27 protein-coding genes are annotated in these 24,947 nt (G+C 67.8%); 21 read left to right on the top strand and 6 right to left on the bottom strand.

What is annotated here, in order from left to right; genetic code table 11:
* Positions 1 to 11: 11 nt before the first annotated feature.
* Positions 12 to 290 carry a hypothetical protein gene (locus tag R6V09_RS00535; protein ID WP_317879294.1) on the top strand — a complete coding sequence of 93 codons (279 nt, stop codon included), beginning with the start codon at positions 12 to 14 and terminating at the stop codon, positions 288 to 290.
* A 113-nt stretch (positions 291 to 403) separates the two neighbouring features.
* Positions 404 to 1,018, top strand: a complete 615-nt coding sequence (locus tag R6V09_RS00530; RefSeq protein ID WP_317879293.1) for a DUF2867 domain-containing protein — start codon at positions 404 to 406, stop codon at positions 1,016 to 1,018.
* A 912-nt stretch (positions 1,019 to 1,930) separates the two neighbouring features.
* Here R6V09_RS00530 and R6V09_RS00525 read toward each other — a convergent pair.
* Positions 1,931 to 2,146, bottom strand: a complete 216-nt coding sequence (locus tag R6V09_RS00525) for a hypothetical protein (protein WP_317879292.1) — start codon at positions 2,144 to 2,146, stop codon at positions 1,931 to 1,933.
* Positions 2,147 to 2,607: 461 nt separating this feature from the next.
* Here R6V09_RS00525 and R6V09_RS00520 point away from each other — a divergent pair, with 461 nt between their 5' ends.
* The 3 genes from R6V09_RS00520 to R6V09_RS00510 all read left to right on the top strand — a co-directional run bounded on the left by R6V09_RS00520 (position 2,608) and on the right by R6V09_RS00510 (position 6,329).
* Positions 2,608 to 3,051, top strand: coding sequence for a hypothetical protein (locus R6V09_RS00520; protein ID WP_317879291.1), 444 nt, complete (start codon positions 2,608 to 2,610; stop codon positions 3,049 to 3,051).
* Between the two features lie 180 nt (positions 3,052 to 3,231).
* Positions 3,232 to 3,996 (top strand): hypothetical protein, encoded by a 765-nt coding sequence (locus tag R6V09_RS00515; protein ID WP_317879290.1) that lies wholly within the window; start codon positions 3,232 to 3,234, stop codon positions 3,994 to 3,996.
* Positions 3,997 to 4,310: 314 nt separating this feature from the next.
* Positions 4,311 to 6,329 carry a Shedu anti-phage system protein SduA domain-containing protein gene (locus tag R6V09_RS00510; RefSeq protein WP_317879289.1) on the top strand — a complete coding sequence of 673 codons (2,019 nt, stop codon included), beginning with the start codon at positions 4,311 to 4,313 and terminating at the stop codon, positions 6,327 to 6,329.
* A gap of 264 nt (positions 6,330 to 6,593) precedes the next feature.
* Here R6V09_RS00510 and R6V09_RS00505 read toward each other — a convergent pair whose 3' ends face one another.
* From R6V09_RS00505 to R6V09_RS00485, 5 genes are all read right to left on the bottom strand, one after another.
* Positions 6,594 to 7,325, bottom strand: coding sequence for a hypothetical protein (locus tag R6V09_RS00505; protein ID WP_317879288.1), 732 nt, complete (start codon positions 7,323 to 7,325; stop codon positions 6,594 to 6,596).
* 57 nt (positions 7,326 to 7,382) lie between these two features.
* Positions 7,383 to 7,532 carry a hypothetical protein gene (locus tag R6V09_RS00500; RefSeq protein ID WP_317879287.1) on the bottom strand — a complete coding sequence of 50 codons (150 nt, stop codon included), beginning with the start codon at positions 7,530 to 7,532 and terminating at the stop codon, positions 7,383 to 7,385.
* A gap of 103 nt (positions 7,533 to 7,635) precedes the next feature.
* A complete protein-coding gene (locus R6V09_RS00495) occupies positions 7,636 to 8,193 on the bottom strand; it encodes a GNAT family N-acetyltransferase (RefSeq protein WP_317879286.1) in 558 nt (185 codons plus the stop codon).
* A gap of 293 nt (positions 8,194 to 8,486) precedes the next feature.
* Positions 8,487 to 9,110 carry a 2'-5' RNA ligase family protein gene (locus R6V09_RS00490; protein WP_317879285.1) on the bottom strand — a complete coding sequence of 208 codons (624 nt, stop codon included), beginning with the start codon at positions 9,108 to 9,110 and terminating at the stop codon, positions 8,487 to 8,489.
* A 14-nt stretch (positions 9,111 to 9,124) separates the two neighbouring features.
* Positions 9,125 to 10,606: a helix-turn-helix transcriptional regulator gene (locus tag R6V09_RS00485; protein WP_317879284.1), complete on the bottom strand. Its 1,482-nt coding sequence runs from the start codon at positions 10,604 to 10,606 to the stop codon at positions 9,125 to 9,127.
* A gap of 291 nt (positions 10,607 to 10,897) precedes the next feature.
* Here R6V09_RS00485 and R6V09_RS00480 point away from each other — a divergent pair, with 291 nt between their 5' ends.
* The 16 genes from R6V09_RS00480 (at position 10,898) to R6V09_RS00405 (ending at position 24,882) form a co-directional block, all read left to right on the top strand.
* Positions 10,898 to 11,845: an ATP-binding protein gene (locus R6V09_RS00480; RefSeq protein WP_317879283.1), complete on the top strand. Its 948-nt coding sequence runs from the start codon at positions 10,898 to 10,900 to the stop codon at positions 11,843 to 11,845.
* Positions 11,846 to 12,065: 220 nt separating this feature from the next.
* Positions 12,066 to 13,442, top strand: coding sequence for a sensor histidine kinase (locus R6V09_RS00475; protein WP_317879282.1), 1,377 nt, complete (start codon positions 12,066 to 12,068; stop codon positions 13,440 to 13,442).
* Between the two features lie 63 nt (positions 13,443 to 13,505).
* Entirely contained in the window at positions 13,506 to 14,003 is a 498-nt protein-coding gene (locus R6V09_RS00470; protein ID WP_317879281.1) for a roadblock/LC7 domain-containing protein, read from the top strand.
* Positions 14,003 to 14,428 (top strand): DUF742 domain-containing protein, encoded by a 426-nt coding sequence (locus tag R6V09_RS00465; RefSeq protein WP_317879280.1) that lies wholly within the window; start codon positions 14,003 to 14,005, stop codon positions 14,426 to 14,428. The genes R6V09_RS00470 and R6V09_RS00465 overlap by 1 nt, the downstream gene beginning before the upstream one ends.
* A complete protein-coding gene (locus tag R6V09_RS00460) occupies positions 14,406 to 15,038 on the top strand; it encodes a GTP-binding protein (protein WP_442809943.1) in 633 nt (210 codons plus the stop codon). The genes R6V09_RS00465 and R6V09_RS00460 overlap by 23 nt, the downstream gene beginning before the upstream one ends.
* Positions 15,038 to 15,697, top strand: a complete 660-nt coding sequence (locus R6V09_RS00455) for a GAF domain-containing protein (protein ID WP_317879278.1) — start codon at positions 15,038 to 15,040, stop codon at positions 15,695 to 15,697. Before R6V09_RS00460 ends, R6V09_RS00455 begins: the two co-directional genes overlap by 1 nt.
* Positions 15,698 to 15,773: 76 nt before the next feature.
* The gene (locus tag R6V09_RS00450; RefSeq protein ID WP_317879277.1) at positions 15,774 to 17,048 is read left to right on the top strand and encodes an acyl-CoA dehydrogenase family protein; all 1,275 of its coding nucleotides are present in this window, start codon (positions 15,774 to 15,776) and stop codon (positions 17,046 to 17,048) included.
* Between the two features lie 525 nt (positions 17,049 to 17,573).
* Positions 17,574 to 18,053 (top strand): GntR family transcriptional regulator, encoded by a 480-nt coding sequence (locus R6V09_RS00445; RefSeq protein ID WP_317879276.1) that lies wholly within the window; start codon positions 17,574 to 17,576, stop codon positions 18,051 to 18,053.
* Between the two features lie 112 nt (positions 18,054 to 18,165).
* Positions 18,166 to 18,330, top strand: coding sequence for a hypothetical protein (locus tag R6V09_RS00440; protein WP_317879275.1), 165 nt, complete (start codon positions 18,166 to 18,168; stop codon positions 18,328 to 18,330).
* A 56-nt stretch (positions 18,331 to 18,386) separates the two neighbouring features.
* A complete protein-coding gene (locus R6V09_RS00435) occupies positions 18,387 to 18,692 on the top strand; it encodes a hypothetical protein (RefSeq protein ID WP_317879274.1) in 306 nt (101 codons plus the stop codon).
* Between the two features lie 82 nt (positions 18,693 to 18,774).
* Positions 18,775 to 19,947, top strand: a complete 1,173-nt coding sequence (locus R6V09_RS00430) for a radical SAM protein (RefSeq protein WP_317879273.1) — start codon at positions 18,775 to 18,777, stop codon at positions 19,945 to 19,947.
* A gap of 27 nt (positions 19,948 to 19,974) precedes the next feature.
* Positions 19,975 to 21,159 carry a radical SAM protein gene (locus R6V09_RS00425; RefSeq protein WP_317879272.1) on the top strand — a complete coding sequence of 395 codons (1,185 nt, stop codon included), beginning with the start codon at positions 19,975 to 19,977 and terminating at the stop codon, positions 21,157 to 21,159.
* Complete coding sequence (locus R6V09_RS00420; RefSeq protein WP_317879271.1) at positions 21,147 to 22,295, top strand: UDP-galactopyranose mutase; 1,149 nt, start codon at positions 21,147 to 21,149, stop codon at positions 22,293 to 22,295. Before R6V09_RS00425 ends, R6V09_RS00420 begins: the two co-directional genes overlap by 13 nt.
* Positions 22,296 to 22,331: 36 nt before the next feature.
* Positions 22,332 to 23,042, top strand: coding sequence for a WbqC family protein (locus tag R6V09_RS00415; RefSeq protein WP_317879270.1), 711 nt, complete (start codon positions 22,332 to 22,334; stop codon positions 23,040 to 23,042).
* Positions 23,039 to 24,163 (top strand): DegT/DnrJ/EryC1/StrS family aminotransferase, encoded by a 1,125-nt coding sequence (locus R6V09_RS00410; protein WP_317879269.1) that lies wholly within the window; start codon positions 23,039 to 23,041, stop codon positions 24,161 to 24,163. The genes R6V09_RS00415 and R6V09_RS00410 overlap by 4 nt, the downstream gene beginning before the upstream one ends.
* The gene (locus R6V09_RS00405; RefSeq protein WP_317879268.1) at positions 24,160 to 24,882 is read left to right on the top strand and encodes an NTP transferase domain-containing protein; all 723 of its coding nucleotides are present in this window, start codon (positions 24,160 to 24,162) and stop codon (positions 24,880 to 24,882) included. The genes R6V09_RS00410 and R6V09_RS00405 overlap by 4 nt, the downstream gene beginning before the upstream one ends.
* Positions 24,883 to 24,947: the final 65 nt, after the last annotated feature.

Raw genomic sequence — 24,947 nt, 5'->3', positions numbered from 1 at the left:
GAGTCCGTCGGGTGCTGCTGCGGGGCGAGCAGACCGGCGAACTCGCGGTCTGCGGCGGCCGACCGGGACTGGTCGGCGCGGGTTTGGTAGTCGCCGGCGAGGTCGGGTTCGAGCCAGGCGAGTTCGTCGCACAGTCCGGCGGCCTCGTCCTGGGCGGCGACCCGGCGGTGCGGCAGTGTGGCCGCTCGGGGTGGTGCCGCCGCCGCTTCGGTGCGGCGGCGGAACTCCTCGCTGAGGCAGCGTTTGTGGTTCTCGCCGAAAAAGCAACGCTAAGCCGTGCAACAGCCTGATCTGAACGACCTATACGACGAGCAGATCCAGCAGTGGGATAGCTTCGTCGTATACGCACGCGTGTAACGGGAGTGGCGGACGACGTCCGGCCCAGGAGAGGTTGGCAGCGGCCATGAAAATTCCCCGCGCGGCCCATTCCGACCAGCCGTGGCGGATCCACGAGTTCACCGGCGACTTTCGGACCGAGGATGTGTGGTCCTTCCGCACCCCGGGTGCCGGCCCGGACGACTTTCCCGTCATACTCGCCGCGATGCAGACAGCCGACGGATTCGCCAAGCAGCCCCGCGCAGTCCGGTTCCTGTTCGCGGTGCGCTGGAAGTTAGGTGCTCTCCTCGGTTGGGACAAGCCCAAGACGAGCCTCGGGAAGCGGGTTCAACCACTGTATGACCGCTTGCCAGGCGATCTCCGTGAGACCGTCGACGTCTCCGACACCAGCGGCGCCCCGTTCACCCCCGTGTACCTGCTCCACAACGAGTCCGTCCGCGAACTGGCGAACAGGACCTGCCACGCCGTCATGCACCTGGGGTGGGTGCCGACCGGAGGCGGCGAATGCGAACTGCGGATGGCGATCCTGGTCAAGCCCAACGGCCGGTTCGGACGGGTGTACATGGCTCTCATCGCACCGTTCCGCTACCTGATCGTCTACCCCGCGATCACCCGGCAGTGGGAGCGAGCCTGGCGGGACCGCGAGCTTCCACCCACCGCGAACGTCGGTCCTCGACCGTAGTCGCTGCGAGCGTCGACACCATTCGTGGCCTCGCAACGGAGAGTCCCGGCCGCCAGCACCCAGCCCCGGCCACCGTCAGCCTGAGCCGTTGCTCAAGTGCCGGTGCCGCAGAGCTGTCGGGGTGTGCTCAACTGCCGCAATGTCCCAGGTCGGTGTGCTCAAGTACCCCGGATTCCTGCAGCGTCAACGACGTCATCGCGTGAGCGGCGCCGTAGGCGCCCATGACGGATCAGTTCGGCCCGGACGCTGAGCGTGCGGGCGGTCCCGGCTCACCTCGGTCTCCGTGCCCCGTCTGTCCGACCTGACAGCACCTCCGACCCGGCGGCGTGGCCCGCGGACGCCTCATGCCCCACGTCGCCGAGGACACCGTGAAGGCTGAGTGATCGCCTGCCACGGCTGGGGTGGCGACGGTACGTATGAGACGCGTGACTACTGTGTCGCGCATCACGCACGGTCGGCGAGGGAGGAATGGTGGACGTCTAACAAGGCACGCCATGGTGGTAAGGCATACCACCGGTCGCGGTCACCTTGATCACGTACAGCATCGTCGGGATCACGATCTTCCTGACGATTTCCGGCTCTGCGGAGAACCGGGGAGCGACGGCCCTCGGCGTCGGGCTGGGGGCTGGCTGGGCGGCGTCCTTCGTCCAGGGCGCGGCCCGTCAGCGACACGATCGGCAATCCCGAGCACGGGTGTAGACGCTGACGAACCGCGAGCCGTGTCAGTGCATCACTTTGAACCGCACCTGATGAAACGAGAGCCCCGCCGCCGTGGTGCGGCGGGGTGGTTGTGGAGGTCTTGATCTGAGCGGGAGTCGTTTCGCGGTGTGTTGGGGAGTCGCCAAGCATGTGTCTGCATGATCAATCGCGATGATTTTTGATGTCACCCGCTGTGGGTCCCGCTTCTTGCTGTTATCCAGAATGGTCCGACTGGTCGCCGGCGCCCTTGTTCTTACGGAGCTGCCCCCGGCGCACATCCCGGCTCTCCGGCGTCCACACCTGGCTTGCGATGAGCACGATTCCTGACGTCATGGTCAGGGCGATGTGAGGCGAACAACCAGCCAGGATGAGCCCGACGACGATCGCGGCGATCACCCCGACGACGAAAATGCGTTGCTGAACAGGCATGGCAAAGCCCCCAGAAGGAGTGGAACGGGGAAGGACCCTTGCGCTCGCGTTGCGTTCTCGGGCCACATCAGACTCCCGGGCTGCGCTCTACATGCGCAATGGAAGTCGGGTCAATGTGAAACGGATCTCCCGTTCGAGGAGATGGGAACAGCCTCCTCGGCGCTAGCCCCGCTGGCCACGGACCGCATGCAGACAGCGGGTTAACAGCACTCATATTTCGACCCCCATCCTCCTCAATCAGGGGTGGCACGCACTGCAAAGGGCGGCGCGACGTCCTGGCAGCATTGCTCGCCTCCGTAGTTTCGCGATCGAGGGTTGAGAGTCCGGAGGTGCAGCTCGGGCTGCTGGCGGGCGATGAGGCACATGAGGCTTACAAGGGCCGAGTCCTTGAGCGAACGCGGGGGCGAGGAACTTCTGCGCGAGGCACAGACGCCGAGCGAATCCAGCCCTATTCTCCGCCCATGACTCGTGGTCACGACTCGATGCCCGAACCTCCACCCGCCGAACCCGGCGTTCTACGCCTACGCATCGACCCCAACTGGGCGTCCACCGGGCAAGTTGCGGTGCGTGCCACACCCGGCCTTGCCCGTGCCCTCCTCGCACAGTTCGAAGAGCAGGGAGCCGAAGCCAGCTTTGGCTCAGAATTCAGCCTCGACCCCGACCAACTCTTCATTGTGGTGCTCGGCAGCAGTGGCGCTGGCGTCTGGTTGACTCTCCGCACCGCAATCAACGCCATCGTCGGCAGGCACAAGGATGCCCGCATCCGAGTCGAGGTTGGCGACCGCACCGTCGAGATCAGCGGTAAGAGCACCGCCGACATGGAACGCCTCCTCGAACACGGAGAGCGTTTGTGGGAGCCCACCAGTCGAAATGAGGACGCCGCTGACGGTGACGGCTCCGGCTAACGGCGTTGCGTTGAGTATCAGCCGGCTGCCCGCCATCTACACCGCATAGCGCCGCCAACTTGGCTGGCCACCTACTGCTGGAGGTCGCACCCACCTGTGACGTCGATCGATTGATGGCCAGCGGGCCTCCGGGACAGTTGCGACGGGACGGGACTGTCTCCGTGCGCTATTCATGACGGCATGAGCATTCGCGAGATCGTCGAGATAGATCGCCCTGCGGACTGGCCAGCGGATGTGAAGGCCTACATACAAGCCCTGGCCGAGACCGTGCCCGGCCACGTGACCGACGGCGGAGACCTCCCCTACGAGGTCGACCTCACCGGGCGCGACATCGAACTTCGAGACCTGCTCGCCGACCGTTGGTTGCGCTCATTCCACGCGACCCGATTGCTGGACTACGAGGTTGAGGACGTGCAGGCGTCGGGGCTGAGGGTACTGACCCAGTCCCTCGTTGAGGATCGCCAGGACAAGGCCCTCGCCAACGAAGTGATCACCCGAGCCGAGCACGCCGCGCTACGCGAATCCAGCGTGTTCACAGTGGACGATAGGACGCTGCCGTACCGCGTCGGCAAGGTGTGCCTTGTCGGCAATGCCCAGCCGCTCCACGACCGCCCCTACGGTTTTTCGCACCAGCTCAGCAACTGGGGCGGTGAGGCGCAGTACGCGACGAGTGCTTGGGAGCATCTCGACAGCGCCCGGGTGAAGAGGCTGGGGCGGCCGGCGATCGTCGTTGCTCTCCTCGACGTCTCGGACCCCGTCATCGCCGTCGTCACTGATCTATGCCTTCGTGGCCAGCCATCGGCACATGGCGAACGTCGGGTCGCAGATCGACTTCGAGGCCGACATCGCTGGGGCGCAGATCGAGGACATCTGGCAACCTGGCCAGCAGGAGTACGACCAGTTCGAACCCCTCCCTCGTATCTAAGGAGTGGGGCGGCCAGGTGACTGGTCCATTCACTGATCCGAGCTGTCGACGACGCCTCAAAAGTGGCCCTGGCAAGATTTCCGTGAAGCCGGGATGAGTTCCCGAGAGCCGGTAACACTCCGTCACTGGTAGCGGCAGTGTCGGCGAAGGTGACGACCTCGTACGGATTGCGCCTGCACACCTGGAGGCGGTGCGGGTGGAGCGAGTGTGGGTGGCAGCGTGTTGACGAGATGAAAGTCCCAACTCCCCGGCGTTCTACTGCCTAACCGTCCATCCTGGACACATGACTTCCACCGATCCCGCCAGAGCGAACGAGCCGCCGACAATCACGGCGGTGACACGACGCGACATCTTCAAGTATCTGAGTGGGATGTCGCGCCCCTGGTGGGGCGAAATGGACGAGGTCACGTTCCTGGAGGGCCTCTACGACCTGGACCGACCTCCAGTTGGCAACAGCCGGCTTCCTACAGTTCGCGCCGATATCCAGCAGCACCGGTTGAACCACCAAGACCTGCTCGACGACTGGATCTTCGACGACTCCCGTTTGAGGCTCGCAGACGGCCCGGACGAGGTACTGCTCACCTTTCTGGCACGGGTAGTCCATCCCGAGGTGGCGGCTGACGTCGAGGAGGCCATGAAGCACGTTGAGGAGCTGAACTTGCTTCTGGCGCCGGACGGATGGGGTCTGCGTTCGGGCGGGTTCCTCTCGGGCCGCCCCCTGTATGAGCCGGTACGAGTTCCGCCTAGTGGCCCGTTGATCCCGTTGCCGCTGGAGGACGAGGACACGGGCAAACTCGATCTGGTCCTCGGCCAGGTATTCAGTCTCCTGGACTGCGCCGGCGAGGAGACCGCACGCAACCTGCTCCGCACCGCGGTCCTGACCCTCCGCCGTGACGGCGGCTTCTTCCATCCCACGCCTGGTGACAATTGGACGGATGCCACCTACGAGGCGGTCCTGACGGTAGAGCGCGAACTTCTGCCCACCTGCACCCCAGAGGTGAAAGAGGTGATCTGGCGGACGTTGCAGTCCGTGCTCACCCAGCTCGGGCGCATCGACGTCCAGGACCTTGTGGTCGAAGGCGAGACCCGGCCGCTGCCCACCATCCCACCGGACTGGCGGACCCAAGCCGCAGCATCCGCCACCCCCATCCTTCGCGGCCTCCGACTCGCCTTCTCCACCACCGAGTTCGATGTCACCCGCAGGGACTTCACCGACCTGGAGATCCGCGGCTCCCAGGACAGCAGCGGGTTCCACTACCTCTATGACACCCGCGGACGCCGGATGATCACCGAGTTCGTCCTCGACGACCGGCCGCAGGTAGCGACCTTGTGCAGCGTCACCATCATCAAGAAGGGCGACACCTTCACGCCGAGGATCAAGCTCTGGAAGAAGGACAAGAAGAAGGCTGGGGAAGTCTCCGTCATGCAGAACATGCCTGAGACCGGGACCACGCGGGCCGTCAAGGCACTCGTCGACACCGGGGACGTCCACGAGAACTTCTGGAAAGTCATCAACTTCCTCCAGGGCTGCACCGGCCTGAGCACACCCGGCGACTCCCTCCAGCTCGTGGCTGGCGACGAGGCCCAACTGGCCCAGCTGCTGACCGACCAGGACCGGACCACGGTGCTCGGCGCGGTCAGGACAGCCATCGGCGGCGGGCTCACAGAGGAGGACATCCGGCTGATCAGCAACCGCAAGGAACAACTCCAGAGGTTCGAACGGCTGCTGACCGACGTGGACTACTTCCAGCAGGAAGAGAGCCTGGCAACGACGCGCGGGGCGGAGGCCGTCTGGCAGGCATTCTTCGAGACGAACCAGTGGATCTTCGGCTACGGGCTCAACCTCATCGCCTGCGAATCCATCGACGACGGCAAACTGGAACGCATCACCGCCGGCGCCAACATCTTCGGCGGATCCGGAAAACGCATCGACGCCATCATGCGTTCCAAGGGGCTGATCAGCAGCATGCTCTTCTGTGAAATCAAGACCCACGACACGGAGCTGCTCGCCAAGACCCCATACCGTGCGGGCGTTTTCCAGGCATCGAAAGAACTGGGCGGTGGCGTGGCACAAGTGCAGAAGACCGTCAGCAAGGCCCAGCAGCTCATCTCCCGCGAGTTCCTCACCCGCATGTACGAGGACGACGGCACCCCGACCGGCGTCGAACTGTCCACCACCCGGCCCCGGCAGGTCGTGGTGATCGGGAGCCTGCGCGAGTTCACCGATAACGGCGGCGTGAACCCGGAGAAGATCAACTCCTTCGAGCTGTACCGGACGTCCATCCAGGACGTCGAGGTAATCACGTTCGACGAACTCTACGAGCGGGCCTGCTTCATCGTCGAGGATCACTGAGGCGGACCGCTGCCAGGGCGCTCGCCGACATTGCCGCTTTCCGTGACGGAGCGTCACCGGCGCACGGTGGCACAGCCCGCTTCACGAAAATCTTGCCAGGGCCACTTTTCGAGCGCCGCCGACACCGAGCGGCGTTTTCGTGGCCCCGGTGGCCAACTGCCGGTCGAGGTGTCACCAACTACGAATCGTCACGCGGCGGCGATCTGCGGTTTCACCTGTGGAGCTGGCCAGAGTCGGTTCGAGGCCACAGCTACCCGACTGCAACTATCGGTCTGAGGCTGTCCACGCGGCGCCGAGTTCAGCGAACTGCGAGCGCAGTACTCCACGTTGCTCCTCCAGTACCTGCGAAGTGGGTGAGAGGAGAAAGACGTTGTCGCGGTAGAGGCGGAAGCCGATGCGCTCCCACCCTCGGCGGATTTGGGCATTCACTCGGTCCCACTCGGCCTGGTCCCGGAGGCGGTTGCCGGTGACGTCGGTGACACCGGGCGAGCACGCGATCGCCCGGCAGCCGGCCATGAGCCGGAGGACAGCCTCCATGGCGAGTACGGCGCCCAAGCCGTGGCCACGCCACTGCTTGTCCAGGGTCACCCTATCCATGACGAGCAGGTCGGAGCCGACGTAGTCCAGCAGCTCACTGACCTCGTCGGTGAAGTTGCCTGTCTGCTGGTCCAGGATGACGCGGGCGGTCTGGTACAGCTCCTCCGTCTCCTGCTCCATGGCCCAGAACGCGTTCATTCTCTGATCGAGGCGCACCCGGAAGAAGGTCATCGACCCGACGGCGACATCCCCCACGACATTTGCGGAGCAGTCCGGGGTGACGCATCCACCGGAGCTTGCCCGGCAGCGAGCGGTGTCGTGTGTGCGGCGGCGGTGGAGGACGGTCACGTCCCACCGCTCCAGCGTGTCGCCCTGCGGGGTGTCGAGGAGTGCGTCGTCGTAGGAGATACGCAGGCGTAGTTCGGAGGGGTCTCCGGGCAGCCTGCGTGACTCGATCACGCCTACAGCCTAGTCAGGCGGGCTGTGCCGCCGTCCCCATCCCGGAGTCGTGAGCGATCAAGGTCGGCGTGTTGCGGTCACCAGCAGGGTGTCCGCGGTGCGCGGCCCCCGGACGGTCGACGGCAGCATGTCCACGCTGATCCCGCTGAATCCGGCCTCGTCCAAGACCTTCACACAGACGTGCTCCTGGAGCACCCACTGGTCCATCGTGGTCGCTTTCCCTAAGGCGTTCTCGCGAGGACGGAGGCGGCCACGACGTCCGGTTGGCCTATTTTGCCGACCGCTGTCCAACCTCGCGAAGGGGTCACCTTCAGCCGGTTTGGAGATCACGCCATTCGTGATCGACTATCGCGTGTACTACTGAATCACGCCACTGCCCACCTTTGTAGATGTGCTCGCGGATCGTGCCTTCCTCGATCATGCCCGCTGCTGTCATGGTCTTCGCTGAGGCTTCGTTGATCGGGGAGCGAGCGCCCCAAATGCGATGCAAGTCGAGGTCCTCGAAGCCGACGGCGAGCAGGAGGCGTACGGTTTCGAGGCCGTAGCCGACGCCCCATGTGTCCGGGCGCAGCGCGAAGCCGAATGTGGCTCCGCGCTGCTGGTGTGGATCCGTGGCGACGCGGCCGAACCCGATCAGTTCGGTGGAGTCCCGCTCGATGACGGCGAGTGCGTACTCCGTGCGCGGCGTCACAGCGGCCGAGGCCATGGACCTGGCCACGATGATGCCGACCTCAGCATGGGAGCGCGGCTCGAACGACAGGTGCGTGGTGGCCTCGATACTCCCGTAGATCGCGAACACAGCGTCCACGTCCTCGACCGAGAGCTCGCGAAGGTCTAGTCGCTGGCTGGAACGCTTGACCGGGTGCATGTTGGGGGACTCTACTGCGGGCTATCGCGGAAGCCCTCGTCTGATGGTGCTTGGGGCCAGCACGAGTGCCGGTTCCACATCCGACGTCATACGGTGGCCTTAGCCGACCGCCGTCCGGCCCCACGGACGAGGCCCCGTCGTCCTCGCTCACAGGCGATGCGGTGCTGGGTCTAGCTTGGCGCCTCCGGGTCCTGGCCGGTGCGACTGAGCTGCGGCCACATCTGCCGCAATGTGGGGTGCAGGGTCTTGCGGCCCACGGCTCGGGCGGCAAGACCCCGCTTGGCAGAAGACCGTCAGCCGAGCGGCACTTTCGCGAAGGTCTCCCACTCGTACATCTGGTTGTCCCGGTGGATGACGATGAGTTCCGCAGTGGAGATGCGAGCATGCGCTGGCGGGAGGCTGAGATCGGAGAGGGCCTCCCTGATGGGCTGGGCGGGACCGTCTCCCGCGCTGTAGGCCACGGAGACGTGCGGAGTGAAACCTGAGGCCTTCTCTGGGACCTCGCCGAGAACCTCTCCGATAGTCTCCCGAATGGCGTCTCTAACGGTCCGAACAGGGCCGTCGGGGTGGACATGCAGGAGCACCGCTTCGGGGTCCAACACCTCCGGTCCGATCTGGACGTCGAAGGCTGAGATAGCGGCTAGCCGTGTTTGGGCTGCATCCACGATGCTGTGGACGTCCTGCTCCTTGGTCTCGCCCACGAAGCCGATGCCTTGCATGGTCAGGTGCAGCCATTGGTCGGGGATTGGGGTGAGTATCTCTCCGAGGGGTGCGAGCGCGGAACGGTACTCGGCAGCGAGTCGGTGCACATCGTCCTGGCGTTCGAACGTGAGGTGCCAGGTGTAGAAACGGCGGCCCACGCTCCAGCCGGGCCGCCACCACCAGTGGTTCCGCATGGTCTCGGGTTGAGTCGTCATAGCTCGGGATCAAATCAGGGAGAGCCCTCTCCTGGCGAGAGCGCAAGATGTCGCGGAGCGGAGTGCACGCAGAACTCTTCGACGGCTTGTCGTAGGCCGATGGTCGCGGTGCCGCTGGCGCGAGATCGACCGATGCTTGTGGACAGTTCGCTGAGGCGGCGGGTCACTGGTTCCAAGCGGTGGTCCGGCGGAAGGGCGAGGACAGGCGCGAGGGCTTCGAGAGCGCCCTCTGCTTCCCCGTTGGCGAGATGGGCTGCGGCCTGGCTGATGTGGATCTGTGCCTCGGTGCCGTAGGCCCTGACCGGTTGTACGGCCAGGAGGACGAGAGCGTTGTCTGCGGATCTCAAGGCATCGGCATGACGACCAACACGCAGTTGGACGGCCGCAGCGTAGTTCTCCTGCCGTGCGGGCTGACAGGCGAAGATGCCCCCGATCTCGTCTTCGCTACTCATAGCGGCGCGCGCGTCTTCGGCATGGGCGAGCGCCGCCAAGGCCTCGTCTTGGGCACCCAGTTCCGACCAGGCGTCCGCCTCTTGGCAGGCGAGGAGCACTGCCACCGTGCCCGTCGTGCGGTAGGTGGCACCGCGCCGGGCGAAGTTGATCGCCTCCCGGAGGCGTCCATCCCAAAATGCCACCTTGGAGCGAGTTGAAAGCACCCAGGCGCGCAAGTTGTTGTGCCGTGCCAGCTCGGCGCACAGCCACGCTGTCCGACCCTGGGTTTCTGCGTCGCGCAACTGTCCCAAGTCGGAGGACATCCATGCCAGGAGCCCGCACAGGTAACCGGCCGCGACGTACAGGTCGGTCGACTGGCGGGGGTACTGGTGGCCTTCGAGGAGAGCGAAGACGCGGTCACGTAGTGCTCGGGTGCGGACGAAGAGCGCGACGGGATCTGAAGTGAGGTAGTCCGAGGCGAGCGACCGAGTATCGGCCATGAGTTGCTCAAGGGCGATATCGCCGACGTTTGAGGCCTCCGCCCATTGCGCCCACGTCGCGGACTCGTCGGCGGCAAGACGCACGAGATTAGACCCGGTCGGTTCGGGCGGGGCAACGATGGACGATGCCGTGGCCGGCGTGTCCGACGGGTCGGTGGTTGACAGGCGATGGGTGAGCAGATGCAGGTCTGCCTCGGGGAGCACGCGCCGGTCTTCCAGGTCCAGCAGGTCCTCCACGCGGCATGAGAAGGCCTCCGCCATGGCAAACAGGACTGAGAGGCTCGGGCGACGTGAGGAAGGGCCCGGCCATTTCTCCCACTTGCCAACGAGGGATGCGTCGGCGGCGACGGACTCGCCGAGGCGTCTGGCACTTCCTTGGGTGATGCGGTCGGCTGCCTCTTGAAGAGTCCAGCCATGGGCATGCCGCCACGCTTCTCTGGGACGCATCTTGAAGCGGGTGCGCATCTCGATCGCGATATCGGCGAGCGCGCATCCGGCGATAGCCATGTCGTGGCGGAGAGCATCCCGATCTGCCTTGGAACCGGGTTTCGAGGGGGCGTTCATGGGCGTGCTCCCTTTGCGGTGTCGTGGACTCAAGGTAGCTGCGTCATCGATCGATCGGGTGGGCGTGAACCGGGAGATCGGGGATATGCAGCCCAACTGGTCGTCCACAAAAGGCGATTACTCCTGGTTGGCGCGCCGGTGCGTGTCCAAAAAAGTTGGTCACGTGTGCCCGTGACGGCAACTGCCCTGATTGAAACCGTAGGGGTCCCCACCAGCACACCGGGCAGGGCAGTCCCCGGCTACTGACTCCTGGACGCTGATCGCCAAGTGAGGACGTATGGAGAAAACGGCATGACACCGACTGTGACCATCGCCCGAACGCGCCCCAGAGTCCTCCCTCCTCTCCGCGAGTACCGCGGATTCAATATGTCCTTCGAGCGGGACGAGGGCTCCGCGGCTGGCGTTATCGCCGATGCAGACCGAGCTGTGCCGGGTCGCGCGCGGGTCATCGTCCGGGCAGGGTTGCGGTATTGGGGCTGGGCGGGGCTGATCGATTCTGCCGATGTACTCGTCACCGAGCTGGTCACGAACGCCCTTGAACATGGGCTCGGTGATGTCGGGCTTCGTGTGTATCTCACCGACACGCACCTTCTGATCGAAGTGCGGGACGGCTCTCACCAACTCCCCGTACTGCGCAAGGCGGCTCCCGACGACGAGAACGGCCGCGGCCTCTTCCTTGTCCGCGCCATCTCCGACGCCTGGGGCGTCAGCTCTGACGGCATGACGACCTGGTGCTCCCTCCCACTTGTGAGAAGGAACGACGACATGGAACACGATGGTGTCGCTGTGATCCCCGATCTCGGGTGTGCAGAGACCAGTTGGATCCAGAAAGTGGAGTTCCGGGCGGACCGCCACGTCGTCGGCAACGCCTACCGCTACACCTGCCTGTACCTCTACGCGTACCTGGCCCCGGAGCACGGCTTCGTGGACATCGAAGATCTGGCCACGATCGGGCGTGTGCTGATGGCCAACGCCTTCGCGCACACCTGCGTGCCCGAGTACGCCGTGATCACCATGCAGTGGGCGCTGCTCCAGACCGGCGAACTCGTCTTTCAGGTGCACGACGGCCGCGTCGAGTTCCCGGACTTCGACAAGGTCGTCAGCTGGGAACCGGCCGAGGGTGAGCGACCCCGTGGCCTGTGGACCGCCCGCCAGTTCGGAGCGGAGATCTCCTACGCGCCCACGGACGCGGGAAAGATCGTCCAGGCCCTGATCAAGCCCCGCGCGCTGCCCGTCTAACCCCCGCCGAACATCGGCCTCCCGGCCGGCCGCCGGGGTGCCGTGAGCCTTGCCTCTGCCCAGACCACCCCGACCCATGAGGACTTTCATGTCTGACCGCGTGTCACCCACTCGCCCGGTCACGCACCGTCGGCGTAGGCGGCCTCGCCCGCCGTTAAGCGCCTACCTGCTTGAGCAGATTCGGGCGGCGGTCGCGGCCCCACTGCTCATCGTCTTGGCCGTGCTGGGCGGTGTCGTCATCGCCTGGCGAACCATCCAGGTGCCGACGGGACCGCTTCTTGCCGTGGTCGCGTGCGGCGTGGTGGTGGCCTCCGGGGTCGGGGCCGTCCGGGCCAGGACGGCGGCGACGGCGGTGGAGCGGATGCAGGACGCGCAGGTGCAGCGGGTCACCGAGGCGGCGACGGCGGTGGAGAAGGCCGTGGTGTGGGCGGCGGAGGAATTATGCCGGGGCGGCCGGCCGATGGTGCCGGAGAGCCTTCCGCCGTACGAGGCGGCGGGCTCGGCGGACGAGGCGGTGGCGCTGCTGGGTGAGGTGCAGGTGCAGGCGGTGTCCGCGCTGATCCGTGTGCACGACGACTCGCAGGCGATGCTGCTGCTATCGACGCTGCACCAGTTCTCCAGGCGTGAACACGCCCTGGTTGACCGGGCGTTGGAGAAGCTGGACCGTCTGCAGGCTCTGACGGAGGATCCCGACCAGTTGGACGGGATCTTCGCGCTCGACCACTTGGTGACGCGGTTGCGGCGCTGGATCGAGAGCAAGGCGATCCTGGCCGGGGAGTCCCTGCGCAGTGCGCGGCAGCCGGTGAGCGTGACGGAGGTCCTGAGGGGTGCGGTGCAGGAGGTCCTGCACTTCGCCCGGGTCAGCGTCGCGGCCGGCACGGTCGGCGCAGAGCTGGGCCTTCCCCGCCATGTGGGACCGGACCTGACGCACCTGCTGGCCGAACTCGTCGAGAACGCGACGCAGTTCTCCGATCCCGCCAGCAAGGTCCAGATGCGGGCCCACCGGGTAGCGCGTGGGTTGGCGGTCGAGGTCGAGGACCGTGTTGCCATCCCGATGCGGCCCGGGGACCGGGAGCGGTGGAACCGTCTGCTGGCCGATCCCGGCCGGGTCGACATGAGCGACGTGGTCCGCGCCGGACAACTCGGCCTGCGTACGGCGGCGTTGATCGCCCGCCGCCACGGCATCTCGGTGACGCTGTCGGAGAATCCGACCGGCGGGACCACCGCCCTGGTGGTCGTCCCGGCACAGCTGCTGGTGTCAGTGGCTGTTCCGCCCCGCGCGGCTGTCCATGCTCCGGCACCGGCCACCGGGTCGAGTTCGCCGCCCGGACCGCAAGCAGGCGGCGCACCGGCACGACCCACACTCGCGTCGCGTCGGACGGCACCTGCAGCACCGGGCGCCGGGGAGGGGGCGGCTGCGCCGCGGTTGCCCCGGCGTGTGGTCGCCGAGCAGCCGTCATCGCCCGAGCCGTCCCGGCCGCAGCCTGCAGTGGTGGCTCCCCGTTACGGCCTGGCCGGGGACTTCCGCAGCAGCTTCGACGCCGGCCGCACCCAGGACGGCACGACCGGGGCCGTGCCCCCGGCCTCACACCCCTAGTCCCCCCACCCATGGCCCGCCCCGGTCACGGCGGCGGGCCCGTATCCCCTGGAGCGATCCCCGATGACCCACGAGACATCCCGACCGGACGGCGGCGACACCATGACGGCCGCCGCGCACGGATCGGACGACCCGAGCAGGCAGATGGCCGGGATGCTGGAAGAGTTCGTCGAGCGTGTCCCCGGCGTGACACACGCGCTGCTGATCTCGCGTGACGGGCTGCGGATGGTCGACAGCGGCATCCACAGGGACTGGGCCGACAAGTGGGCCGCAACGCTGGGCGCGCTGGCGTCGCTGGCCGAGAACGTCCCCGGCCCCCGCGGTGGCGCTGCGGCGATGAAGCAGACGGTGGTCGAACGCGTCGACGGCATGCTCTTCGTCTCGATCGCCGGAACCAGTGCCGCCTTCCCCAACCAGCCGGGCAACAAGGACGGCGTGGTCGCCACGGTGCTCGCCGTGATTACCGAACCCGAGGCCAGCGCGGGCACGGTCGGCTACGAGATGGGCCTCCTGGTGGATCGCTTCGCCCCGTACATGGTCGCGGCCGTCCGCAGCGCCTGATGACCGGGCCCGACCAGGACACACCACCGTCCACCCCAGGCAGCGCCTCGTTCGTACGGCCCTACTACGTCACCAGGGGCCGTACCCGTGCCCGGCACCTGCTCCGTCCGGAGACCGTGCTGGAGGCCGGCACCGGCAGAGGCGGCCCGGGGCTCTCGGAGGGGGAGTACCGGCAGATCACACAGCTGTGCCGGACACGGCGCCGGTCGGTCGCCGAGCTGGCGGGCACCGTCCGCCTCCCGCTGAGCGCGGCCCGCGTGCTGATCTCGGATCTCGTCGACGCCCGCGTCCTGGTGCTGCCCGTCACCACCCCCTACACGTCCACCGATTCCCCGAACGGGAACCGCCCGACCGCCCAGCTCTTGGAGGCTTGCCGTGCCGCTCTCGCACGCAAGTGGACCGATGCCGACACCCGGGCCAGCTGACCCGCCCCACCCTGACGCCGTGCTCCGCCCGGCGGGAGGCCCGGCCGTGCTGAAGATCCTCATCGCGGGAGGCTTCGGTGTCGGCAAGACCACCGCCGTGGGCGCGGTCAGCGAGATCACCCCGATTGCCACCGAGGAGTACCTAACCCAGGCCAGCGCCCCCACCGACAGCCTGGCCGGGGTGGAGGCCAAGATCACTACGACCGTGGCCTTCGACTTCGGCCGCATCACCTTCGACGTCCCGGTGCCGATGGAGCTGATGCTGTTCGGCACCCCGGGCCAGGACCGGTTCATGGACCTGTGGGACGACCTGGCCCGCGGCGCGGTGGGCGCGGTGGTCCTGGCCGACACCCGCCGCCTGGACTCCAGCTTCGACGCGGTCACCTTCTGCGAGCGCACCCGGTTGCCGTTCGTCGTCGCCGTCAACGAGTTCGACGGCGCCCACCGCTACCCCGTCGCCGAGATCCGCGAAGCCCTCGGCCTCACCCCCCAGTTGCCGGTCGTGACCTGCGACGCCCGCCAGGCCGCGTCGGTCGCCCGCGTGCTGATCCGCCTCGTCGACCACGCCCTGTCCCAGACCCCATCCACCGCCACCCTCTTGGACGCCTGATGACACAGCACCCCCAGATGCCCCCGCCGCCCGCGATGGTCCGCCGGACACCCGGCTTACTCCAGCCCCGGTCCGAACAGCGGGAGTTGCTCGTTGCAGGGCCCGGCGTGATCCGCGCGGGACAGGAGACACTGAGCGCGGTCCAGGCCCAGGAGATCGCCGAGGAGCAGGCCCGTGAGGAGTTGATCCAGCGGCTGGGCATCCCCACTGGAGCAGACGATGTGATGGACCAGTTCGCCCTGCAACTCGCCGAGAACACCGGCCTGTTGTACGGGTTCGTCAACATCTTCCGCGACCGGCAGATGTTCGTCGGCCTGTACAACCCGCCGTCCGACAGCGGTCACATCATTCTGGACCGGACCATGGACCGCGAGCACGGCTGGTGCCCCGCCGTGGTCAAGCGCAGGCGGGCCCTGCCCCTGGCCGATGTCCACGCCTCCCCGCGGTTTTCCGGGAACTACGTCGTCGACGCCATCGGCGTCCGGTCGTACTTCGGCGCACCGCTGATCCACGAGGAGAGCGGCGTTGTGCTGGGCACCGTGTGCGGCGTCGACCCCGAGGCCCGCCCGCGCTCGGACGCCCGCCGCATCCTCGACATCGTCAAGGCCACCGGCGCCGACGTCCTGCACACCCTCACCACCGGCGCCCCCGCGCACTGAGCCTCGTCCGCAGCCCCACCTCCGGGGGCCCAGCCGCACCCGCCTTGCGACCCCGTACAGGGAGAGGGAGACGACCATGTCCGCCACACCGCCGATCGCACTCACCCCCTACCTCACCACCGCCCACAACGTGTTGTGGGCGGTGGCGGAGGACTTCGCCGCCGAGCACATCGCGCCCGATGTCAAGCACATGGAAGCCTCCCCGAACCAGGTGGAGCGCCGCATTCCCCAACTCTTGGCGAAACAGGGCTGGTTCGGGGTCACCATCCCCACCCGGTACGGGGGGATGGAGGCCGGGCATGTCGCCAAGACTGTGCTGATCCACCGCACCGCGGTCGTCTCCGCCGCGGCGGCGGCGATCCTCCAGGCCAGCCTGATCCCGGTCGGCGCGCTCCAGAACTGGGGCACCGCCGGCCAGAAAGAGGAGTGGCTTCCGCAGGTGGCCGACGGGTCGCTGCTGCCGTCGATCGCGGTCACCGAACCCTTCGCCGGCGGCCACATCGGAGGTATCAAGACCGCCGCCGAACGCCGCGGCAAGGACTGGGTGATCAGCGGGATGAAGGCCCACATCGGCAACTCGCACATCAGCCGAGTCCACGTGGTCGTCGCCCGCACGGCCGAGGCGGGTGTCACTGCGTCCCGCGCGCTGACCGCGTTCCTCGTCGAGTACGACCGCAAGGGCGTGACCCTCGCCCCGCACAGTGCCGGACTGGGTCTGCACGGCTTCACTGCCGGCTGCCTCCGCCTCGACAAAGTGCGGATACCCGCCGCCAATGTGCTCGGAGAGGTCGGGCAGGGACTGTACGTGGCGCAGAGCAGCAGCATCCTCTACGGCCGCCCGAACCTGACCGCAGTCAGTCTCGGGATCCACGAAGCCCTCGTGAGGACCACCGCCGACTTCCTCAGCACCCGCCCGCGCTACGACGGGCACCTGTCCGACCACCCCGTCGTACGAGACCGGCTCGGCGCCATGCAGGCCCGCTACCAGACCGCCCTGACCGCGACCTACAGCGCGGTCCACCTCCTCGACAACCGGGCTTCTTGCGACGGCGAGTTGATCGGCGCCAAGCACACCGGCCACCAGTTCGCCGTCGCCTCTGCACAGGACGCGATGGAACTGCACGGCGCCGCTGCCGTGAACGGCAGCAGCCTGGTCCAACGCGTGTTCCGGGACTGCCAGCACACCTACTCGCCCGCTGGCACCGGGGAGTTCCAGCGCATCCACCTGGCCAATACTGCCCTCGGCACCGAGTCCATCCAGTGGTCCGAACGCCTCGCGGCCGAGGCCGCCTGGACACACCCCGATCCCGCCCCCAGCCTGAGACCCCCGCGCGCGACAGCCCCGTCGTAGTGCACTGCCGCACGCGGACCCGACCCCTGCCGTTCTGTTCTGGCGGCAGGGCCCACCTCGTGTCCCCCGGCCGGACGGCGGCCGGGGGACACGAGAACCCGTCCCCGCGTCTGTCTCATGCGGCGCTACAGCGCAGGGACACCTGTCCCGGTGTGGAGAGCCAAGCGGCCCCCACCTCCCCGGACGGCAAGGCAACTCTCCCCACCGGGACATCCAGCCACCCCGACATTCAGTCGACAGCCCGCCCCACGAATCGGGGTGCACACGAACGAGGAACGTATGCCACGCAAGCGATGGACGATCGTGGGAGCACCGGCGTGCTCCCACCGAGCGCGAGACCCGCCGACCGCCCCGGTCCGCCACGGGCGCGGAACGTCTCGGAGTCGTCGCGCCTCGCCTCCCAGCAGCGCCCGTACCGACCCGTGGACTTCTCCCGGTCAAGGCGTTCCGAAGGCCAATCCGCCGTGGTGCACAACGACTTCCGCACCAGACCCATTCATCTCGGCCCACCACCACAGGAATCCCGTGCTCACCGACACCGATACGACCGAACTCCTTGTTACCGAAGCCAGCGGCCTCGACGCGAAACAGGCAGGCCAAGCCGACGGGATATATCGCCGGCTCCGCGAGTCCATCCGCTCCGGCGAGATACCGCCCGGCGCCACCATGGACAGTGCCGACCTCGCGATCGGCTACAAGGTGGGCGGCGAAGTCGTCCGTGCCGTACTCAAGCGGCTCACCCGCGACGGCCTCGCCCGCGGGCAGGGACGATCGGTAACCGTCACGGCACCGTCAGATCGGCGCTCTGGTCATGCAGCCCGGCCCGGACCGCCGCCCAGGACGTCCGCTACGCAGTACTACTCGGCGTTCGGCGAGAACAAGACCTTGAGCCAGTGGGCCGCCGATTCGCGGTGCCGGGTGAAGTTCGGCCGCCTCTTCGGCCGGATTCACACCGGCGGCTGGGATGTCGAACGGGCCATCACCACCCCGTTGGCCTCGAAATGAACCCGCCTTCCCGAGGAACGTGTCGGCGCGCTCCGCACCTGGACTGCCGTGCTGGCCATCCCATTCCCCCTGACCTGCGCTTACCGCTACTGCCCCGGAACGAGGAGTCCGCATGACGCCCGAAGTGCTCGTCGTCGCGTCCTGGAACATCCAGAAGAACGGACGTGCTCCGCTCGACGGCCAGGACCATTCACCCCGCCCGGAGGAGATCCTCGCGGCCTTCGACCCGCGCCTGGCGTCGAGGGCGACCCGGCGCTGCCGGTGCTTGAGGAGATAGAGGACAGGCCCCACAGGCTGCATCGCTCGTACGTCGGAGCGAACGGCACCCGGGTCATGGATACCCGCCCGGACGAGGCGATGCGCACCGCGGGTTTGGAGGATCTGGCCCGCTACTGGGCGACCGCGATGCAGGGAGACAAACGGGCGGTGTCCCGAACGGTCAACGCCTGTGCGACGCACGGCCCGGACTCCCGCGTCGACCGCGTCTACGGCACCACCGACCTGCTGCCCACGGTGACCGGCGTGGACGTGATTGAGGTGTCCGAAGACGACTCGGACCACCACATCGTCCGCGTCACGCTCGATGGCGACGGCGTCTCGGACCTCCTCAACCAGCAAGTCACAGAGGTCGCGGCCTGACGTACGGCCGTCCTGGTCAACCGGTCGCCCAGGGCCCGGGGGCGGCACAAGAGCACGGTCCGAGGACAAGAGGAGGCACACGATGCAACGCGAACTCCCCCTGATAGCAGGCCAGAAGGTGGTCAACGAGGATGTCGCCGAACTGACGTCCGGTGCCCGGACCGTGGCCGAGGCCCTCGGTTACCGGTACGCGGCGATCGAGCGCGGCCACCGGTTGCGGTTCCTGTTCGATCCGCTGCGGCTGCTGGAGCAGCGGGATGTGATCCGGGCGTACGCGGCCGGGGAGGACCCGTTCCCGACGAGCGTCGAGATCGATCCGGCGAACTCCTGCAACCATCACTGCACGTTCTGTATCTACAGCAGCCTGCACTCCAAGGAGCGCAGCGAGCGGATGGCCCCCGAACGGCTGCTGTCGCTGGTGGAGGAGCTGGCTCAACTCGGGGTGACCTCCCTGCTGTTCGTCGGTGGGGGCGAGCCGATGACACACCCCAGGACGGTCGACGCGATCGAGCTGGCGTCCGGTCACGGCATATCGGTGGGGCTGATCACCAACGGCTCGCGGGTCTTCCCCGAGCTGGGCGCCCGGCTGAAGAAGGCGGCCACGTACGTACGGTTCAGCCTGGACGCGGCCGACCCCGAGCTGCACGCGAAGCTGCACGGCAACAAGGACCATCACCGGATCATCGCGAACCTGCGGGCGCTGGCGGCGGCGGACGGGCCGTGCACGGTGGGCACCGGGTTCTTCATCAACGACGACAACGTGCACGACCTGGTGGCCTGCGGCGAGTTGGTCAAGGACTGCGGGGCCGACTACATCCAGTACAAATCGTACTCCGGAGTCGCCGTCGGCCCCGAGTTGCACGAGCGGATGCTGGCCGGGCTGAACCGGGCGCTGGACCTGGACGACGAGCGGTTCGACGTGCAGATCGTGGACCGGATCTTCGACAACAACACCCACCAGGTCCGCGGGTACAGCCGCTGCCACTGGCAGCAGTTCAAGCCCGCCATCGGCGCCGACGGCAACGTGTTCCTGTGCGCTCAGAAACGCACCCGTACCGACGCCGGCGACGGCATCGCCGGGGTGATCGGCAACATCAACGACTCCACGTTCGCCGAGGTCTGGCGCGGCGAGCAGCGTCGGCAGGTCCTGGAGCAACTGGTGTTGAAGTCCTGCCCGTTCTGCGTGCACCACCAGCAGAACCGCATGCTCGAATTCCTGACCGGATTCGACGCCCCGCACGGCAAGTTCTTCTGACCCCGACCCCCTTGCCGGAGGCATCTGATGGCTCGTCCCAGCACCGAGACCGACCTGATCACCGCCACCGCACGGCCCCGCCCGTACTGGTCCGCGCACAAGGCGCTCTTCGCCGCCGCCGACACCGCGGCCTTGCCGGTCCCCGGGGAGATCCAGATCCGGCCCGCGCCGTGGACTCTGGAGGTCTACGGCACGATGGACTGCAACGTGGCCTGCACTCACTGCAACGCCGACGAGCGCAACCACGCGTACGGACAGGGCAGCATGCCGCTGGAAATGATGGAGCGCCTCCACGTCTCGATCGCGGACATGGGCGTGCGCGGCGTCCAGTACTGCGGCGGCGGCGAGCCACTGCTGTGGCGCGGCGGTCAGATCGCCGACTTCATCGCCGCCCTACCGCGCGAGAGGACGCGGGCCGGGATGGCATCCAACATGACCATGGGGAAGGTGCTGGCCCGCCCCGAAGTCCTGGACAAGATGGTCTTCGTCGCGGTCGCGGTCTTCGCCTACGACGACACCACCTACGAGGCCGTCGCCCAGGTCAAGCACGGGCAGAGCCGGATGGAGAAGGCGGTCAAGACCGTGCTCGCGGCCCGCCAGGCCGCGGGACTGTCCACCCCGGCCGTCAACGCGAAGGTCATCATCAACTCCACCAACTACCGCTGGCTGTCGCGCATTTACGCGTGGGCCGAGGCGACCGGCTTCGACTCGATCCACCTGCGGCTCGCCGACGACTACGAGCACCGCGGCGGCGGCTTCGTCCTCGACGAAGCCCAGCGCACCGAGTTCCGGGCGGACCTGGAGGCGTTCGCCGCTGAGCGGGGCCTGACGGAGTGGGCGGGCAAGATCGGCCTGATCCTCGGTGACGACAACAAGGGCGTCACCGGCACCCACTCCCACTGCTGGACGGTGGCCACCGGCGTGAACTGCTGGGTGCTGGCCAACGGGGAGGTCTACGTCTGCGGCCCGCAGTGGGGCAGCAAGCAGTACCTCATCGGGAACCTCAACCACGGCAACCTGGAGGACATCTGGGGCGGCGAGCAGCATCAACAGGTCGCCCGCCGACTGATCGCGAACATGGGTCTGTCCCGCTGCTATGAGCTGGGCTGCCGCCACATCAAGCAGTCCATGACCGTGGACCAATGGACGGCCGGTGAGGTCGGGGTGCCCCCGCAGGAGGAGTTCGAGCAGCGGCACGCGTGGTTCCTGTGACCCGGGCCCGGACACACGATGTGGTGATCGTGGGCGGGGGCCTGTTCGGGCTGGTGCTGGCCGAGCAACTCGCCACCCGCTGCCCGGCGAGCGTGATGGTCGTCGAACGCGAACACCATCTGGGCGGCTTGTGCTGGTCCAGGCGCGATCCTCAGACCGGGGTGGAGTACAACCCGTACGGCACCCACGTCATGGCCACCTCCGACCCGCGGGTGTGGGAGTGGATCACCGGCCGCGTGCGGATGGTCGCCTACACGCACACCGTGCACGCGGCCGTGGCCGGCCGCCTCGTACCGCTGCCGCTCGGACTGGAGGCCATCGAAGCCGCCTACGGCCGCCGCATGTCACCCGAGCAGGCACAGGACGCCGTCGAACGGGATGCCGCGCCGTACCGTGACGCTCCGGCGGACAGCGTGCGCACTCTCGCTCTCGCGCAGGTCGGACCGAAGCTGTACGAGATGTTCGTCCGCGGGTATGTCACGGCGCAGTGGGGAGCCGATCCGGCCGATCTCGCGCCGGAGGTCTTCGCTGAGCGGTTCGGCATCTCCTACCGCCCCAGCAGCGGCTACCATCCCGAGGCCCGGTGGCAGGGACTGCCGTGCGGCGGCTACGGCACGCTGATCGAACCGCTGGCCGACCACCCGCGCATCGAAGTCCATCTCGGCCGCGACTACCGGCAGCCGCCCAGCCCCCGCTACCGGCAGCTCATGGTCGTCACCGCACCGGTCGACGCCCACTTCCACCGCCAGCTCGGCCCCCTGCAACGCCGCAGCCTCCACCTGAACTGGCAGGTCCTCGACGCCGGAGATGTGCAGGCCGTACCGGTGGTCACCTATCCGGACGGGACGAGTCCTCACTACCGCTCGCACGCTCCCGCCCTGCTGCCGTGGAACGGCGCGCACTCCCCGTCCGACGCCCTGCTGGTCGGGTTCGAGGCCGCCGGCCCCGGACCGAACCAGATCGACTTCGTGCTGCGCAGCCCGCACAACGAAGAACTCGCCGGGAAATACCGGCAGTTGGCTGCCGCGCCGGACGTGCTGCTCGCCGGCCGCGGAACGACCTTCTACGACGACATGGGCACGACGATCGGCCATGCCCTCGCCCTGGCCGACCGCCTCGTCCCCGACCTGACCTGATTCCCGTCCCGCCACCACCGCCAAGAAGGGTGCGCCGTGTACACCGTGGCGATCCACCAACCGCACTATCTGCCGTACTGCGGCTACCTCGACAAGTGGGACCAAGCGGATCTGTTCATCCTGCTGGACGATGCCCAGTTCACCCGGGGCGGCTGGCAGAACCGCAACGTCATCAAGACCGAGCAGGGCCGCCACCTGCTGACCGCGCCCGTACGGCACGAGGGATTCCGCACCCTGAGCGACACCGCCCTCGACTACACCCGGCGCTGGGACCGCTCGCACATCCGCACCCTTCAGCAGGCGTACGCCCAGGCGCCCCACCGGCACCTGCTGTCCACCCACATCGAGGAGGTCTACTGCCGGAAGTGGTCGGTGCTGAGCGAGCTGGCCATCGGGTGCACGCTCAGCTTCGGACGGCAGTTCCGCATCGAGACCCCGACCGTGCTGGCCAGCAGCCTCAACGTGCCCGGCAGCAGCAGCCAGCGGCTGGCCGACCTGTGCCGGGCGGTCGGAGCGGACGCCTATCTGGCGGGCGACGGCTGCCGCGTCTACCTCGACGAGCAGCCCTTCGACAAGGCGGGGATCGAGGTGCTGTGGCAGGGCTTCACCCACCCGCGCTGGCGCCAGCTCCACGACCGGCACGGCTTCCTCAGCCACCTCTCCGCCCTCGACCTGCTGCTCAACACCGGGCCCGACGCGCCTTTTGCGCTGCGCGGTCCGCGTCTCCTTGCCGGAGCCGCCCAGTGACCGTCTCACCCGAGGTTCCGATCTGGCGCACGTACCTGCCCAGCCCGGTCCGGCGGCAGACGCACCTTGAGGTCGCCGACATGCTCAAGTCGGGCCGCATGGTCGACGGGCCGCTGACCTACCGCCTGGAGCAGGCGGTAGGGTCCGCGTTCGACCGCCATGCGGTCGCCGTCGCCTCCGGCATGGACACCCTCGAACTCCTCCTCGAAGCAGCGCAAGCCCGGGGCCGCGACGTGCTGATCCCGGCGAACTGCTTCCCGTCCATCCCGGCCCTCGCCGACCAACTCGGCGCCCACCCGCGTCCCGTGCCCGTCGACCCGGTCCACCTGGCCATGGCCAAGGAGGTCCTCGAACTCGCCGCCGACGCGCTCCATCCCATCGTCGTGTGGGTCCACCACGCCGGCATGGTCGCCCCGCACGCGCGCCACACGATCAGCACGCTGCGGGACGCGGGCCACACCGTCATCGAAGACTGCGCCTACCTCCTCCCTGCAGACCAGCCCGCCGACGGCCCCGGCACCTGGGGCGACATGGCCCTGTTCTCGTACGCGCCGACCAAGCCGCTCAGCGGCAACGGCGGAGCCGTCGCACTACTGCGCAACGCGCCGGACGCCGAGCAGGTGTGCGCGCGGCGCTCCCACAGCGGCCAGGAAGACCGATGGCTCGGCGGTGACCGCTTCCACCGGGGACGGGCCATCACCGAGTTCGCCGCCTCCGTCGCCTACTGGCAGTGGCACCACCGATCCCGCACCCGCCACACGCTGAACCGCCTTGCCCACGCCTACACCAGCCTCTTCACCGCCAGCGACTGTCCGGCGCTGCCCGCCACACGGGCGCCTCAAGAGACCTGGGGCCGCTTCACGGTGGACCTGGCCACGCCCGCCCACGCCCGCCAGACCCGCGAGCGCATGGCGAAGAACGGCATCGCCACCACCGTGATGTTCGACCTGCCGTGGAGCGGCTACCCCGCTCTGACCGGCGCCCACCGGTTCCAGAGCGATCTGCTCCCGGTCCTTCAGCGGTCGGTGTGCATCCCGTACCACCCCACCCTGTCGATCCCCGACGTCCACCGTGTCGCCGAGTTCGTCACCAGCGCCCTCATCCAGGGAGGAACCCAATGAGCACCAGGACCGCCGTACTCCTGGCCGCAGGCCGCGGCACCCGCCTCGGGCGCGACAAGCCCAGCCTCCTCTTCGGCGGCGAGACACTGCTCGCCCGGCACATCCGCCAGGCCCGCCTCGCCGGCATCACCGAGTTCGTCGTCGTCGCCGGACGGCACAACGAAGACCGTGTCCGCGAGATCACCGCAACCGTCCCCGACCCCGAGCAGATCGAGGTCGTACTCCAGGAGGGCCCGGACGCTCACGCCGCGGCTGCCACCGGCCTCGAACGCGTCACGGACCGCGAGGCGGCGTTCCTCTGCGGCATCACCGACCTCGTCCCCGACGACACCTACGCCACGATGGTCGCCACCGCCGCCGCCCCGGGGGTGACCGTGGCCGCGTTCGTGCTGGAGCACACCTTCGTCGGCGGGATGCTCGACTTCCACCCAGGCACCCTCGACCTGCTGCGCATCGTCGAGCGCCCGCCCGGTGGCTGCCCGCCCGGCCGCCTCGTCAACATCTGGATACACCACCTCTCCGGACGGGCCTTCATCACCCAAATCGCCGAGGCGACACGGCAGCTCGGGGACTATGAAGAGGCCATCAACCAGGCGCTCGCAGGCGGCAGTCACGGCACGGCGCACACCGTCCGCGACTGGGAGGCCGTGAAGGACGAGACCAGCCTCGGCCGTGCCTACGAACGCTTCCGCCCCCAGGACCCCACCGCGGCAGCCTGACCCCCGACCGCCCCCGGAAGGTGCCATGCATTCGTAGCCGGCGCCCCCTCGACCCCGAGAGCCTC

It is taken from the genome of Streptomyces sp. W16 (assembly GCF_033194735.1).
In the GTDB taxonomy this organism is placed as follows: Bacteria; Actinomycetota; Actinomycetes; order Streptomycetales; family Streptomycetaceae; genus Streptomyces.
The sequence above is the reverse complement of the archived record's forward strand: the minus strand, read 5'-3'. Positions and strand labels throughout refer to the sequence as shown.